Genomic DNA, 14,315 nt, shown 5'->3' with positions numbered 1-14,315 from the left:
CCTTTTTCGGTCAATGCGGCCTTCAGCGCTCCGCGTCCTGCAACGGCACCCCCGTCATACGGGCGAAACCGTCACGAACATTCTTATCCTCGATCAATTCCTGCATCAGTTCTGGCAACGGCAGTTCACTCCATCGCACCGCTTGGTCAATGGCATAGGAAACGGGGGAATGGGGCTCAGTCTGACGGAAAAACGCTGCCAGCTCCCTGAGCTGCGCCAAGGCTCTGGCGCGACTATCAATTGCAACACGGACCGGGTCCTGAGCGGAGCTCCCGCCTGTCGCCTCAGCCCCGCTCTCACCGTCAACCGGCTCATCACCGGTTTCGTCAGCCGTTGCCGGCTGGGCTGACGCCAGGCGCTCCCACGCATAATGGAAGAAGATGGCACGACAGCGCTCCAATGCCGATCGAATATGGCTGGTAGGCTGCGGCTCACCGTCCATGGCCTGATCCATGCTCTCACTCAATGCGGAAAAGGCAGTCTGGGCCCGCTCAATGGCGTCAGCCAAAGTCTTGAGTTCGGCCAGTGGGGTTTCCTTGACAGCCTGGGCAACGTCTTCCTCGGAGGGCACCCCCGAGGCTAGACGTTGCTGCGTCTTTTGTTCATCAAGGCGGGTCATCTCGGCGGCTTGTTCAAGCTGCCAAGCGGCAATCCAACCGGATTCCGGGTGAGCCAGAACTGGAATCTCCAGAATCGGCTGGGTCAGCGTTCCCTCAGCATCACCACCATTAAGACCCACCAAGGGCGCGATCCGGGTGGTCATGCCTTCTTCGTCAGGGGCGGGGTAGAGGTGTTCCCAGTAGCGCTCCAGCATGGAGCGCGCCAGATCAAATCCTTGCGCCAGCCCTTCAAAGCCATGCCGGCGGCATAACGCTTCAATATACCAGGCTACCAGCTCCAGGTCCTTGCTTCGGGCTGCCAACAACTCGGGAACACGATCCAGCAGCTCTTGCCACTGCGTGGGCTCCCCCGCTTCCCCATCAATCTGGCGTTCGCGCTCCAGAGCACGGGCCTGGCTGCGCAGATCCTTGAGGTTGAAATAGGGGGCCTCGGGCGTGTCGTCCTCCCGGGTATCATCACCGCAGGGATGCGCCTCGGATATAGGCCTTAGGAGTGCTTCAAAGTCGAAGAGAGGTTCTATCGTGTCGTCCATAACCTACACACACGCTATCCCTGTGATGTTCCTGGCGGTACCCGCACCGGTATTGTGGCGTCCGGATCCCGCGCTTCCCTAACTGCCCCTGAATGATAACCGCTCGTTTCAGCTTTGACCAGAAGGCAGGTAATATTATCTCCACATTTGTTAACCAGTGCCGAGTACAGGATGGCATCATTCGCATCCTGAAGGCTGCTATTGGTCAGGAACCGATGCAACTGCTCATCCGCAAACTCGTCACTGATACCGTCGCTACAGAGCATGAATAGATCCCCTGCCCTGGCCTCACCCTGTAGCCGCTCCAGCTCTAGGTTGGACTCCACCCCCAATGCACGGGTCACCACATGGGCTAACGGGTGCCCACGGGCCTGTTCGGGCGCGAGAACGCCAGCCCGGAGCATGTCATTAACCTGACTGTGATCTTCCGTGAGTTGCTCCAGACGCAATGAGCGCAGCCGATAGCAGCGACTGTCCCCGGCCCAGAGCAACTGGTAGCGGCCGTCCCGGATCTGCAACGCCACCATGGTGGCCCCCATGGTGCCGCCATTGAGCGAACGTGCCCCGTAGTCCCGGATCGCTTTATTGGCGTTCTGCAGGGACTGTTCCAATTGGTCGGCATCATAGGCGGCGGCGCCAGTGTTCGCCAGGTCCCGGTCAACGGTGTCACATATGATGCGGCTTGCCACATCCCCGGCACTGTGCCCGCCCATCCCGTCCACCACCAGCCAGAGACCAGCTTCCGGCCAGGCTCGCCAAGCATCCTCATTGTGTTCCCGGGTTCCGCCCTGATGCGTGAACCCTACTGAATTCAGCTCCATTGATTACTCCACCATCACGCCCTGGCGCCAACCATGCTCCCGCCATTGGCCGCCAATCATGGCCGCAAACTGGCCTACCTGGGGTAACCCTTCCGTCAGAAGGGTTGCTGGTTCTACAAAGGCGGATCCCTGGCTCCACCACAGTACCCGGCCACGACGGACGCCAAATACCGCCGTCAACCAATCGTCTTCCCGGGCATCACCGGGCAGCATCAGGTTCCCCTCGCCTTCCGGCCACTGCAGTCGACTCACCTCAGCTTCCGGACCACTGACCCCGGCGAGTTCTTTGTGCCAGGCGGTTTCATTCCAATCGTCCTCGAGCACGGCCAGAACGCGCTCCTCCATGGCACTGAACCACTCCGGTTGACGCCAGGCGTCCAGAAGAGTCCCCTCATGAGCGCCGGCTACCAGGAACGGAAAGTGGCGCCCCACCCGATCCACTGAAGGGATCAGCGTTCCAATCATGCCGCCTTCGGCCAGGGCCCCCGGGCCTGCGGCAAAATGCCAGATCGGGCAGGTCAGATAGGCGTCCAGCCACTGGTCTCCCAATTGCTCACGACTGACGGCAAGGGCCGCCTGGCACCACTCGAACCAGCGTTCACGCAGCTCACCGGGCAGGCCATGGGTGATGAAATCACCACGGCTGGGAACCTTTCCCATATAACCCCATTCCATGGTCACTCTCCCTTACAGGTTTGGCGGCAGCCAGAACGGTTTAAACAGGTCCCGGCTGAACGGGTGGTCAACAGAATCCGCGGTCAACTCAAACCGAGCGCTGTAACCATCCATTTCCAGGGCTACCTCACGCGTTCGGCCATTACCCCTGAGGGCCCCTCCGGATTGCAGCAGACGGAACACCGACCATTCGCCCTCATAGCGCTGACGTCTTGGTTCCGCACCATCACCGCCGGGTTTCAGGGCCAGTAGCGAGTTTCCATCGTCCGCCTTGAGAGGCCAGCGGAAGCTCTGATCACGCTCCGGCCCATGCCGATAGACCAGTGTCTGGTCACCAAGTGTCAGGTCCAGCCGGGTTACATCGGCATCCAAGTGGATGGGTTTCAGGCTGAACCCGACAGCCAGACCACCTCCATCCTGATTGAAGAAGGCGCTCCGGAGCTCCTCTGCATGCTCCAGAAGACGTAACGTTCGCGCATGGATATCCAGGTCGCCGGTTACCTTCCAAGGGGAGCTGGATCGATCAAGCTGATCCGCCAGATTCTCCTCAACAAAACTGTCCAATGTGCCGCCATAATCAAAGAAGCGCACAAAATCCTTCAGCGCAATCGACTCAGAAGCATCCAGGTCAATCGGATAGTGACCGGAGATGGCCTCACGGTATTCCCCGTAAACGTCGCTCTGCCACAGCTGATTCAGGCTTTGGGTGCGTGAGGCCCGCTCAAGACGACGTCCATCCTGCAGAAAGCCATCAAACAATGCGGCCAGGCTTTCCGACTCCGTTCCGTTAACGGTTTCATGGAGTCCGGTAACGGCCTTTCGGAAATCCTTACGCGCCAGCCCGGCCTCCTCTTTTGAGAGATAGTCAGCAATGGTCCCAGCACTGTCACGCAAGGATTGATAGGCCTCAGCGGGCACCTTGTGCAATTCACTGAAGGCGTTATCCACCGGGGTAGTGGGCGACTCATCCCCACCATCACCCGACGGCATAAGGCTGCTGAGGCGCGGCCCTCGACCGCTCGCCCGATCGGCCATGCGCCCCGCCTGCTCAGAAGCGGCCTCGGCGAGTTTGCCGCCCCCCTGGCCTTCCAGCACCGGCGTCAGCTGGGTGTTATGGGACACCGCCTTCATCAGCCGCTCAACCGGGGCTTCAGGGCCGGCAAGTGCCTGGGCGATACGAGCACCCTCCGCTTCTTCCTCAAAAGAACGGATACGCAGATCCGTCAACAGGTCACGCCAACGATAAACGTAGTCCCTGAAATACCGGTCCCGGACCCCCTGCTTCAGAGCTGTCTCATCCAGATTGCGGAAAGGCTCACTGTCCTCGCCATAAACCCAGGACTCTTCCAGAAGGCGTTCCGAAACCCGCTCAAGTTCAGGCTGGAAAAGCCCTTCGAATCCATTCCGCGTGTAAAGCGCGGGAATGGACTCATCCAGCGGCTTTCCAGAACGGCGTTCGAACACCCGGTCTGCCACAGAGCCCAGAACCAGCGGTAGACGAAAATCGGGAAACCCCGACCCCTGGGCACTGAGCCTGACCCGCTCATATGCCCGCTCCGCCACCGGCAAGCTTGCGAGCTTCTGACGGGCTTTCTCAACCCGCTCGCCGTCCAGCGCCAACCTGTGGCCCAACGCCAGATAACGGTCCAGGTGTTTCAGCAAACGCTCCCGAGCTTGCTCATTTGCCGGGCCCGACAGTTCCCGGCTCACCCAGGCCTGGAACCAGTCACGAACCTGTTGTGGTTCCAGGTGCTTATGCTGGTTCAGCATCAGGTACGTCTTAAGCGTCTCGTAGAGGTACTCCGTATTATCCGGATTCTCTGCAAGAGCCTGCTCCAGGGCATTACCAAGGTGGGTGCTGAAATGGTGCTGGAGCAGTCGTCCATAGGCACCTTCCCCCAGCTGGCTCAGTCGCTCACCCTGGTCGAGCCCGACGTGGCGAGGTCCCCCGTCCGGGAACGCGCTGCCCGCCACCCCCGGTAAAGAGGCCACACTGGACAACAGTTGCTCCAGCTTTACCCAGTTTTCTGGACCCGCTTCATCGGCCTTCTCGACCTTGGCCAACCGTTGCTCATAGTTACTGATCAGGGTCTGGTTCCACTGGTAGCTGAACGCCCAAGCCACGCCACTGCCAGCCATCACAAGCACAAGACCAGCCAGGGCACCCCTCTGGAGCCAACGCAGCCTCCAACGGTGCTGACCGTCAGGCCGAACCAGTCCATGCTCGGAAAAAACGATGCTGTCGAAAAGGCGGCGAAGGAAGAATCCCTGCTGATGGGCGCCCAGAGCCTCTGGCTCCACCTGGGCGGGCGTAAGACCGAATTCGTCATCCACCAGCTGGGAAATCCGGTCATAGCTGGTCTCTGACTGCTCTGCGGAAACCAGATAAATCCCTCGCAGTTGCGCCGTGTCCTCATAGGCGGAAGGACAGAACACCTCGTTGATGAGGTTCCACATCGGGGCACGCAGCAGCGCCATCTGTTTGGGAAAATGGTAAAGGCGCCGGGTAGCGTCGGCGGTGCGCTCCTGCTGAACCCGGTGCAGGGCGAAATGGCTGAGGCGTTCAATCAGCCCGTCAAAGGCCTCGCTGAAGCGGGCTGCCAGCGCGTCACTGTCCGAAGCTGGCTCCAGCTCAAAGGTCATCCCAAGCACTTCTTCACGTTCGGTCTCGGTGAGCATCCCGAACGTTTCCGTGAAACCTTCCAGGAGATCCGTCTTGGTCAACACCACATAGACCGGAAACACCACCCCCAAACGATTCCGTAGCTCCTGCACGCGCTGCTTGAGCGCCCGTGCATGCAACGCCCTTTCCGTAGGGGTCTGCTCCAGAAGATCGGCCACGCTTACCGAAACCATGGCGCCATTGATGGGCTGGCGCGGACGATGGCGCCGGAGCAGCCCCAGGAAGGATTCCCACCCCCTGGCATCGCGTCGATCCGCACTTTCCTGAGCCGTGTAGCGGCCCGCTGTATCAATCACAACGGCACGGTTGGTGAACCACCAGTCGCAGTTACGGGTGCCGCCCACACCGCGGACCGACTCCACGCCCATCCGGTCCCGCAGCGGAAAGTCCAGTCCGGAATTCAGCAGAGCGGTGGATTTTCCGGAGCCAGGCGCGCCAATCAGGATATACCAGGGCAGATCATACACCGACCGGAAACGGCCCGGCCGCCAGCGCCGCACCAGGGCGAGCGCTTCCCGGAGGCGCTCACGCTGCTCGCTAACCTCTTCTTCCAGAAAGTCATCTCCGTCACTATCGGCGAGCATTTCGCTGACTACTTTCTCGTTATCAGCCCTTTGCCGACGTGCACGCCATAAGGCAACGGCCAGCGCAGTGACCAGGAGACACAACAGAAAAACCAGACGGGCAGCCATGGAAGCCAGCGGCGTCCAGCCGGCAATGGCCACGAGAGGACCACCGAACCATACCAACAGCACCAGCGCCACGACCGCGAGTCCAATCAGAAAGCCTCGCAGCGTGATCCACTTACCGAGAGAACGCATCCATCCCATTAAACGCATACTCACCTACCTTGGTGTCAGGGTGATAACCACCCGTCGATTCCCTGCCCTGCTTTCAGGCGATTCATTACTGAAACGGGGCTCAGCCGCACCGCGCCCTTCGGGCCAGAGCCGCCCTTCCAGCGACGCCCGTTCACCGAGAAAATCCGAAACCGCCGTGGCTCGCGCCAGTGACAGGTGCCAGTTGGAGGGGTACTGTTCGCTACTGATCGGCGTGTCATCAGTGTGCCCGGTCACCTGGATCAGGCTGTCGGTACCCTCGAGCGTACGGGCGATCTTGCCCAGCAAAGGCTTACGGGATTCGCGGATAGCAGCGGAGCCCGGCGCAAACAGTCCCTCGTTCCCGAGCACCAAGCTGGCACGATTGTCCTTCGTCTCCAGCTGCACCAGCCCCCTTTCCATCTCGGTCCCCAGAACCTGTTTCAGGTAGCCAATATCCGGCCCTTCCCCCTGTGTTTCCCCGGAGGCAGGCGCCGGAGGCACACCGATAGCTGCAAGCCGTTCGGCCACTGGCTGGGCATGCTGGCCGAGGAAATGGGTCAGCCCCAGATAGACCACCAACAGTACGCCAGCGGCAATAGCGCCAAGCGACCACAAGGGAATTCGATGCACCGAACTGCTTCCGGTAAAAACGCGCCTCTCCCATTCCGGCTCGAAGGGTTGGCCCTGCTTTTCCCCATCCTGGGCAATTTCCCGAAAAAGGCCATTGCGCAGGACCTCCAACTGTTCCGAACCACGCTCCTCCACACGGAACCGACCGCGGAAGCCTAAAGCCAGGCACAAATACTGGAGCCGCATCAGGGGACGGTTCCCCTCACGCCTGGCACGGTCCACACGCTCAAAAAAGTGGGTTCCCGCCCAGGTCTGTGAATGGAATTCGGAAAGCAGGGAGCTGGCCGCCCAGTCACTGGACTGCCCCCACTCACTGTGAAGAACCAGTTCATCGAGCAATGCGCACAGACAGTAGGAAGCGGTATCCACCGTCTCAGGACTGACGTCCTTATTGGCAAGGGCCCTCTGATATTCGGCAACAAGGGCCGTGCACTGGCGCTTGAGCGCCGCAACGTCTTTTACGCTGCTGGCCCGCCCAAGTCGGTCGGCCAGGGAGAGCAGCCTGGAGGCCTCATCACACACCGGATCCAACCGGGTTGAGGGCAAGCGCAGGTCAGACGAAGCCGGCACCGAAGCGGGCGCGGCCATCCGGGTGCCTTCCTGTTCACCCTGTGGGCGGGGCTGATTCCTGGCCCCGGGGCGGGGTTTCATAATGGTCTGATCCGTCATGACCCTTTTTCCTCAATCCGTGATTAACGCCGGATAGCCCAGAGCTCCAGTTCCAGGCCCGGATAGTGACCGGACACATGCACGGCCAGCCCCCCGCTGTGATGGAGCTGGCGCCAACGCTCGCCGCCGCTTTCCAGCATGAAGTAGTGATACCCCGCATGATACGGAATCTGGCGAGGAGCAACCGGCAGTGCGCTCACGGGGATACCCGGCAGATGGCTGTTCACCAGCTCGCGAATATGCTCTACGGGCCCGAGCTTGATCTGCGCCGGCAACCGCCGCCGGACCTCCTCCGTGCTGAGATCCGTCCGAACGGCCAGCACGAGCTGAGCCGTATCCAGCAACGATTTGTCGTTGAGTGGCGCTACCCGGATGCCGTAATCCGCTTCCTCCAGTTTCAGCGCCACCGCTGTCTCTTCAAGCACCGTGCTCAGCGACTGGCTCAGAATCGCCCCCAGGTCCCCGAAGGTTTCCGTCAGCGAATCGTGACGATAGCGTGGCAGCTCCGGCGGGCGCTTCTCATTCCGGGTGAAGGTGGCGAGCTCGCCCGCCAGGGTGACCAGGGTCCGGTAAAGATCTTCCGGGTGCACCCCCGGGGTCTGCTCGCAGTGCTCCAGCGCCGGCTGCCAGCGGTTCAGGGTCTGCAGCATCATGATGTCGAAAAGCGTCTTGGACTGCTGGTTGCCCTTCTGCATACGACCGGCCAGCGCCTCGCCTCGCTGGCGTATCATCGCCAGTGTTTCATTCAACAGCGAGGTCAACGCGGGAATACGACCCACATCAAGACAGGGGGGAATGAAGTGGCGATCCAGGCGGACCTCCTTTTCATTGGCAACTTCAATGATCCGCGCCACCGGAATGGCCACATAGCCGGCCATATCCTCGCGCCCCAGGCGCAGACAGGGATTCAGCCGGGCCAACCCAACGGTTTCCGGCTCATGCTCGGCCAGGGATTCGTCGAGCAAGGGCGCATCCCGGATTACAAACCGAGCCACCGACCCGTCACCCTCCCCGGCAAAGTTGGTGCCGCTCTGGCGCTCATAGGGCAGCGCCAGATACACCAGCTCATCCCGGGCATCCGAGGGCACCTCGATCACAAGGCCGTCATTCCCGTCGAGGTTGAAAGGCATCCCGTCCGGGAACACGCCGGTCGCCGACACCACACCGAACTGGCCCAGGTTCAGTTGCTGCTCATCCAGACTCAGCTCGCTCACTCCATACCCATAGGGCGTTAAATGGAAGTGCCGGAGCCGGGCTGCGTGGTACAGAAACCGGTCCTGCTGCTGGAAATGCTGCGGCCGGAGGAGCATACCCTCCGACCAGGCCACCCTGGCCATTGCGTCCGTCATGCGTTACTCCGTCAGTCGTCCCTGTTTTTGATCTCAACACCATCCACCCGGAGCTCAATGCCGGGTACGAAGAAGATACCGTTTGTTGACCGAACCACTCGCCAGTGGGCGTCATCGATGTCGCGGAAGGCAGCGCTTACGCCTAGATAATGAGTCTCGTCCTTCAGGGCTCTTTCTATATGCCAGCTCTCCCCTGGACGAAGCATCGTTTCCTTCATCCCCAGAAGGTCATCCCCCAGAACAGACTCCGGATCCCCGTGAAGAGGATCGAATCCAGCATCTTTAAAGGCATCAGGCGCCTTGAGTTCATACAGACGCACCAACACCGGAGAGGCCCTGCCCTCGGAATCCGGGTTGACCTCCTCCCCTGCTGAAACATGAACATCCGCGACAGGGTGGAAGAAGGCGCACCCCCCAAGCATCAGCCCCATTACCAGGGCACACAGCAAACGCATCAGCCATTCCCCTCTGCTTCCTGTTCCCGCATCGCAGCCTCGTAGGCACCCGCGAAGACGGGGCTGCGCATCATGCGCTCGGTATCTCCCCATTCCTCACGCTGCCAGTCACGCCGATCCATCAGTTCCCCATAGGCACGAGAGCGGCGAACCAGATCCCATTTGGGCGGACGTCCAGACGTCGTTCCTTCCGGACCATCCGCGAGCAATTCCTGGACAACAGCTTCAACCCCCCGCAGCATGGCCCGATCATGCCCTCGGATGTCGGAGAACGCATCCTCAACGGCCTGCCGGGGCTGCATGAACGCCGGATTACGCCGTAGGAGCAATGCTTCAATGGCATCCTCAGGGGTAGCTGAGAACTTCAAAGGGTTATTGCCACGGCGCTCGAAAAGAGTCTGCTCCACCCTTAGGGATTGCTTTTCGCGAGCCCGCTGGCGCAACAGGCTCATCAATTGATCCAGCAGGAGACGGGTTAATCCGCCCAGTTCTCTCTGCGCTTCCTCGGAGAGCGAATCACCAACCATCGCGTCCACCCCAAGCGCCTCCAGAAAGGGATCGAGCCCGCCTCGGGACTCATCAGGGGCGACGTTGTCTTCCGGCGGAACGGGCTGCTCCGCCGTCGTCGCCGGCTCGTCTCCCCATTGCCAATCAGAAGGAATTGAGACCTCTGGCAGGGTGACGTGACTGTCCATGGGGTCCGAGGTGTCCTCAAGCTCCACCATGGGATTCGAGACCGTGGGCGCCTCCTGTTTGGTCGGGCTGCCAGCTCCAGCTCCGGCGCCCGGCCTCGGTTGGGGAGAGGCCTCAACAGGCGCTTCCGGTTGAGCTGGCGCCGACTGCTTAACGCTGACACTGATCTCGTAATCGCCCAGCACAATACGGTCCCCATCGCCCAACGCAGCCTCGCTGCTGTTACCGAGGGGCGTATCAGCATGATTCAGAAAAATGCCGTTGGTAGAGCGGTCGAGCAGATGGAAAGCGCCCTCGCGATAGACGATTTCACCGTGCACGGAGGAAACGACACGCTCGGGATCGGGCAGATGCCAGTCGCACTCTTCGGAACGCCCGAACGTATAACGCCGGTCGGCCCCAAAGCGGCACTGACTCGTTACGGTTGGCGAAAGTCGCTGATAGCTGGTTATGGCAAGCGCCAATTCCATTGGCCTCTCCTGTCCCTAGGACGTCCTGAATCAACATTACCTTCATGAATCGCGGTGCGGCTGGGCACCCCGATTGGTTAGAATGCTATTGCCTGCGCACAAGCCTGTCAATGACGTGTGTCACAGGCCCTACCACTCGCATTGACCCTGATGAACGGGCTTGTATAGACTCCAGAAGCGTAACTGGATCAGGGAAAGGGAATTGAGCATGGAGGCAACAAGGGTTAAGCCCCAAAAGCAACAGACCGGAGCGGACGAGCAAACCCACTCCACTGGTTCCCGTCATCCGCGGCTGGACCAGCGCCTTGCGGGACGATACCGCATTGAGGCGCTGATCGCCTCCGGTGGCATGAGCGATGTTTACCGCGCCGTGGATGAGTACCTGGAACAGGCCAACTCAAGCGACTGCCAGGTCGCGGTCAAGATCCTCCGCCATTCCCTGACCGACGATCCAGATGCGGTCTCCATGCTGGCCCGAGAGGCAGCGCGGTCAATGCGCCTATCCCATCCCGGTATCATCCGGGTCAAAGACCTGGAGCGGGACGGGGATACCTGCTTCATTGTGATGGAATTGCTCGAGGGGGAGCCACTCACACGGCTGATCCAGCGCTATCGCCCCCGCGGCCTTCCCTGGAAGGGCTGCCGCTGGATCATACAGCAGATTCTGGAAACCCTGCGTTACGCCCACGGTCAAGGCATCGTCCACGCCGACATCAAACCGTCCAACGTCTTCCTGACCCAGGATGGCCAGATTAAGCTGCTCGACTTCGGTGTGGCCCGCGCCCTGGCGTCCCAGCGGCAGATGGAGGACTACCTGGCGCCACGCCAGAGAGATGAAACCCGGATGTTCGGCTACACGCCAGCCTATGCGTCCCCGTCGCTGATGGCGGGGAACGAGCCCCACCCCCGGGATGACCTCTACGCCCTGGCCTGCATCACCTACGAGCTCGTCAGCAGCCGCCACCCCTTTGAGCGTCGCGAGCTCTCCGATGCCGAAAGAGCCGCCTACCCGCTGAAACGCCCGAAACACCTACCCGTGCGAGTCTGGCGAGTCATGCGGCCGTTATTGCGCCAGAGCCATACCGAATCCACTACGGAGCGCTGGGAAAAAGCCGTAAGGCCCAAACAGTGGCAGGTACCCACGGCAGCAACCCTGGGCGCGGTCACTGCCAGCCTGGCGCTGGCTGCAGCCTATACCGGGCTGGAACTGGATAATGGTGCAACCCGCTCGCTGGAAACCCGGCTGAGTGAGCTTGGCCTGCTTTCGAAAGAGGCCACGCCACGGCAGATCCTGACCTCCCTTCCCGCGCTGCCAGAGCTGGAGCGCGAAGCGCTTCTGAGACACCATGAGCCACTGCTCAGCGAGTACTACAGCGAGGCACTTGCGGCAGCGAGCCAGGCACTCCAGAAGGGCGAACTCGAAGAGGTTCCCGAAGCCCGGGCCCTGGGCCAGCAAGCGTACCAGTACTACCCGAACCACGTAGCTATCAACCGGGCTCGCGAACAGTTCCGTCAGGGTCGTGTCTCGCTGACAAACGCGCTGCAGGAACAGTGGCGCCAGCAGTTGGCACAGGGTGATTTCAGGAGCACCGACACACGGGAAACGCTTACCGATCTCCGCCAGCGCCTTGCCCTGCTGGGAGCAGAGCGCCCGACGCCCTCGGCGGAGCTTCGCGGGCGCTACAGCACGGCACTCCATGATGCCATGACTGCCCACGACAGGACCGCACTCAAGGACCTGGTTGCCCTTGGTGATCTGGCGTTCGCGAACAATTCCAGCACCAGCGCTGCCCTGGCCTGGGCGCGCACCCAAGCGGGCTTCTCGCTGGCGAATGCCTCCAAGCAGACGCTGGCATCAAAGCTGGAGCGCCTGGAGAAAGCAGTTTCCGAGGCTGAAAGCGTTGCGGAACTGGATGCCGCTTTCAAAGCTGTAAAGGCGCTTCCCGAGGCTCAGCAAGAGAATAAGGGCAGGCGGGCAAGCCTGCGCCAATCGCTGGCCAACCGTTACATGCAGCAGGCCCAGAAAAGACTGGACGAGCAACAGCTGGAATCCGCCCAACCCCTGCTCAAGCGGGCCACGGAACTCACTCAACGGAGCCAGGCGTCGCCCTGACTCCAGGGCGGTTCAGCCGCCGTTTTCCTGTTTCAGGCTCTCCAGCAGATCCACGTACTGTTGCATGGCATCCTCGGAGCTGGTGCCCTTGACCTTTTCCCATGCGTTGTACTTGGCCCGACCCACCTGATCGAGAAGGCCGGGCTTCTTCCCCTTCACATCCCCCTCGGTGGCCTGCTTGTAGAGGGCGTAGAACTGAAGTTTGAGGTCATTGGAGGGTTCGAAGTCACCCTCCGCGGTCTGCACGTAATTGACGGCATCATCGAATTGCTGCTTCAGGTCTCCCATGAACTACCTCTTACTCATTGATCGTTGTTTGAAACCGACCCGATCCCCTTGCATATTGCATAACCGGCGATCAGTCGCGCACCCGCGTATTGGTGGTGGAATCAGGGGCATAGGTTCGATTCTCGAAACCGGGATACTGGACCTGCGGCGGCGTTTCCGCGTTCTCCCTGGCAGGCCCGAGCAGTTGCTCACGCTGGCGCTCCAGCTGGTGGCGCTCCAGATCCAGGGTGCGGCGCAACTCGTCGCTGAGATACACGGGCTCAACCAGAACCTCGGTATCCGGCCCCACCAGCCCGGACGACGGTCCCAGCGCCCCCTTAATGGTGGTTTCTCCCAGCTGCTTGTCCTTCACCGGCGTGAACTGGATGCTTTCTTTTGTGGAGCGTTCAGCCGGCGTTGACAATGGCTCTACATGGCCCTGATCAGCCTGCTCTGCGTGCAATGGGCCCATTAGCGCAACCAGAAGCGCACTGAGCCAATAGGTGTAGTGGCGGTGTTGGGCCAGCATACCGGATCCACCCTATACAGCGGATTCAGCCAGCATGATACCGCGCCCGGAGTCTGCAAAGCGCCAACGCTCTCGCATTCCCGGCATTCAGTGATAATCAATGGCCGTAATGATCCACAGCCTGTCGCCTTCGCTGGTCTTCTGTACCACCTCATCGTCCACCCGCTTGCGCAGCATGGCCCGGGCGAAGGGTGCATCCACACTCAGAAGCCCCTGGCTTACATCGAATTCATCCGGCCCCACCAGCCGGTAACGCACCTCATCGCCGGTTTCGTCATCCTCCAGCGTGACCCAGGCCCCGAAGAAAACACGGCTGGTATCCTGGGGTGGCTCACGCACGACCGTGAGCTCTTCCAGGCGCTTACCCAGAAATCGCACGCGGCTGTCGATCTCGCGCAGCTGTTTTTTGCCGTAAATGTACTCGGCGTTCTCGGAGCGGTCACCCTGGGCAGCCGCCTCCTTCACGGCCTGTGTCACGGCCGGGCGCTTTTCTTTCCATAGATAGCGCAGCTCTTCACGCAAGGCGCGCTCCCCTTCAGGTGTGATGTAGCGGGAACCGCGCTCGCGCGGGGGTCGATAACGTCCCATAGGTTCTCCCGTAATTTATTCACTGATGACGAGGACTGTTAGGTTGTGCACTCTAACCATGCGCAGTAGGCTTCTGACAGACTGAATCCGGAACCCAATCAGAGGTGACCCCAATGAATACCAAAAAACTGACCGCAATGGCACTGAACGGCCTTGATCGGGTCGGCTATGAACTCGAAAGTCTCGGCATCACCAACCGGGTCAACCGGCACACGCTGGCCGCCTTCATGATGGCCGAAAAGAACCGCCTGGAGGGCGAGATGGACAGCCTGCACGCGCGCACGGCGCGCTACAGGGCTCTGGCTGAAAACGCCACCGACCTGGCCTTCCGCCCCGCACGCCTGGCCAATGAGACGATACGCGGCCTGCTCGGTGGCAAGAGCGCCTGAACGGGAACAC

The 14,315-nt window shown here is 60.9% G+C and carries 13 protein-coding genes; 2 read left to right on the top strand and 11 right to left on the bottom strand.

The features are described 5' to 3' along the window. Nucleotides 1–22 precede the first annotated feature (22 nt). From tssA to tagH, 8 genes are read right to left on the bottom strand one after another with little or no spacing between them, the layout of a single operon-like run. Nucleotides 23–1,153 carry a type VI secretion system protein TssA gene (gene tssA / locus AC1RQI_RS12925; RefSeq protein WP_481905099.1) on the bottom strand — a complete coding sequence of 377 codons (1,131 nt, stop codon included), beginning with the start codon at nucleotides 1,151–1,153 and terminating at the stop codon, nucleotides 23–25. Nucleotides 1,154–1,167: 14 nt separating this feature from the next. Next, nucleotides 1,168–1,974: a PP2C family protein-serine/threonine phosphatase gene (locus AC1RQI_RS12920; RefSeq protein WP_481905098.1), complete on the bottom strand. Its 807-nt coding sequence runs from the start codon at nucleotides 1,972–1,974 to the stop codon at nucleotides 1,168–1,170. A gap of 3 nt (nucleotides 1,975–1,977) precedes the next feature. Next, a complete protein-coding gene (gene tagF, locus AC1RQI_RS12915) occupies nucleotides 1,978–2,649 on the bottom strand; it encodes a type VI secretion system-associated protein TagF (protein WP_416632726.1) in 672 nt (223 codons plus the stop codon). Nucleotides 2,650–2,661: 12 nt separating this feature from the next. Continuing rightward, on the bottom strand, nucleotides 2,662–6,162 hold the full coding sequence (gene tssM / locus AC1RQI_RS12910; protein WP_481905097.1) for a type VI secretion system membrane subunit TssM: 3,501 nt from the start codon (nucleotides 6,160–6,162) through the stop codon (nucleotides 2,662–2,664). A gap of 15 nt (nucleotides 6,163–6,177) precedes the next feature. Then, nucleotides 6,178–7,452, bottom strand: coding sequence for a type IVB secretion system protein IcmH/DotU (gene icmH, locus AC1RQI_RS12905; RefSeq protein ID WP_416632728.1), 1,275 nt, complete (start codon nucleotides 7,450–7,452; stop codon nucleotides 6,178–6,180). A 23-nt stretch (nucleotides 7,453–7,475) separates the two neighbouring features. Further along, nucleotides 7,476–8,801: a type VI secretion system baseplate subunit TssK gene (tssK, locus tag AC1RQI_RS12900; RefSeq protein WP_481905096.1), complete on the bottom strand. Its 1,326-nt coding sequence runs from the start codon at nucleotides 8,799–8,801 to the stop codon at nucleotides 7,476–7,478. An 11-nt stretch (nucleotides 8,802–8,812) separates the two neighbouring features. Beyond that, nucleotides 8,813–9,256, bottom strand: a complete 444-nt coding sequence (gene tssJ, locus AC1RQI_RS12895) for a type VI secretion system lipoprotein TssJ (RefSeq protein ID WP_481905095.1) — start codon at nucleotides 9,254–9,256, stop codon at nucleotides 8,813–8,815. Beyond that, entirely contained in the window at nucleotides 9,256–10,419 is a 1,164-nt protein-coding gene (gene tagH / locus AC1RQI_RS12890) for a type VI secretion system-associated FHA domain protein TagH (protein WP_481905094.1), read from the bottom strand. Before tagH ends, tssJ begins: the two co-directional genes overlap by 1 nt. Before the next feature lie 208 nt (nucleotides 10,420–10,627). Here tagH and AC1RQI_RS12885 point away from each other — a divergent pair, with 208 nt between their 5' ends. After that, nucleotides 10,628–12,532, top strand: a complete 1,905-nt coding sequence (locus AC1RQI_RS12885; RefSeq protein WP_481905093.1) for a serine/threonine-protein kinase — start codon at nucleotides 10,628–10,630, stop codon at nucleotides 12,530–12,532. Nucleotides 12,533–12,544: 12 nt separating this feature from the next. Here AC1RQI_RS12885 and AC1RQI_RS12880 read toward each other — a convergent pair whose 3' ends face one another. The 3 genes from AC1RQI_RS12880 to greB form a co-directional block, all read right to left on the bottom strand. Beyond that, entirely contained in the window at nucleotides 12,545–12,820 is a 276-nt protein-coding gene (locus AC1RQI_RS12880; protein ID WP_416632733.1) for an acyl-CoA-binding protein, read from the bottom strand. 70 nt (nucleotides 12,821–12,890) lie between these two features. Further along, nucleotides 12,891–13,328 carry a hypothetical protein gene (locus AC1RQI_RS12875; RefSeq protein ID WP_416632734.1) on the bottom strand — a complete coding sequence of 146 codons (438 nt, stop codon included), beginning with the start codon at nucleotides 13,326–13,328 and terminating at the stop codon, nucleotides 12,891–12,893. 87 nt (nucleotides 13,329–13,415) lie between these two features. Further along, nucleotides 13,416–13,916 carry a transcription elongation factor GreB gene (greB, locus tag AC1RQI_RS12870; protein WP_416632735.1) on the bottom strand — a complete coding sequence of 167 codons (501 nt, stop codon included), beginning with the start codon at nucleotides 13,914–13,916 and terminating at the stop codon, nucleotides 13,416–13,418. A 113-nt stretch (nucleotides 13,917–14,029) separates the two neighbouring features. Between greB and AC1RQI_RS12865 the strand changes: the two genes are divergently transcribed. Further along, a complete protein-coding gene (locus tag AC1RQI_RS12865) occupies nucleotides 14,030–14,305 on the top strand; it encodes a hypothetical protein (RefSeq protein ID WP_416632736.1) in 276 nt (91 codons plus the stop codon). Nucleotides 14,306–14,315: the final 10 nt, after the last annotated feature.

This window comes from Salicola sp. AFF1, assembly GCF_056783195.1.
The sequence above is the reverse complement of the archived record's forward strand: the minus strand, read 5'-3'. Positions and strand labels throughout refer to the sequence as shown.

Coding starts and splice junctions, on each gene's coding strand:
- tagF (WP_416632726.1), bottom strand. CDS start 2,649: ATGGAATGGGGTTATATGGGAAAGGTTCCCAGCCGTGGTGATTTCATC.
- tssM (WP_481905097.1), bottom strand. CDS start 6,162: ATGGGATGGATGCGTTCTCTCGGTAAGTGGATCACGCTGCGAGGCTTT.
- AC1RQI_RS12880 (WP_416632733.1), bottom strand. CDS start 12,820: ATGGGAGACCTGAAGCAGCAATTCGATGATGCCGTCAATTACGTGCAG.
- icmH (WP_416632728.1), bottom strand. CDS start 7,452: ATGACGGATCAGACCATTATGAAACCCCGCCCCGGGGCCAGGAATCAG.
- AC1RQI_RS12875 (WP_416632734.1), bottom strand. CDS start 13,328: ATGCTGGCCCAACACCGCCACTACACCTATTGGCTCAGTGCGCTTCTG.
- greB (WP_416632735.1), bottom strand. CDS start 13,916: ATGGGACGTTATCGACCCCCGCGCGAGCGCGGTTCCCGCTACATCACA.
- AC1RQI_RS12920 (WP_481905098.1), bottom strand. CDS start 1,974: ATGGAGCTGAATTCAGTAGGGTTCACGCATCAGGGCGGAACCCGGGAA.
- AC1RQI_RS12865 (WP_416632736.1), top strand. CDS start 14,030: ATGAATACCAAAAAACTGACCGCAATGGCACTGAACGGCCTTGATCGG.
- tssK (WP_481905096.1), bottom strand. CDS start 8,801: ATGACGGACGCAATGGCCAGGGTGGCCTGGTCGGAGGGTATGCTCCTC.
- tssA (WP_481905099.1), bottom strand. CDS start 1,153: ATGGACGACACGATAGAACCTCTCTTCGACTTTGAAGCACTCCTAAGG.
- AC1RQI_RS12885 (WP_481905093.1), top strand. CDS start 10,628: ATGGAGGCAACAAGGGTTAAGCCCCAAAAGCAACAGACCGGAGCGGAC.
- tagH (WP_481905094.1), bottom strand. CDS start 10,419: ATGGAATTGGCGCTTGCCATAACCAGCTATCAGCGACTTTCGCCAACC.
- tssJ (WP_481905095.1), bottom strand. CDS start 9,256: ATGCGTTTGCTGTGTGCCCTGGTAATGGGGCTGATGCTTGGGGGGTGC.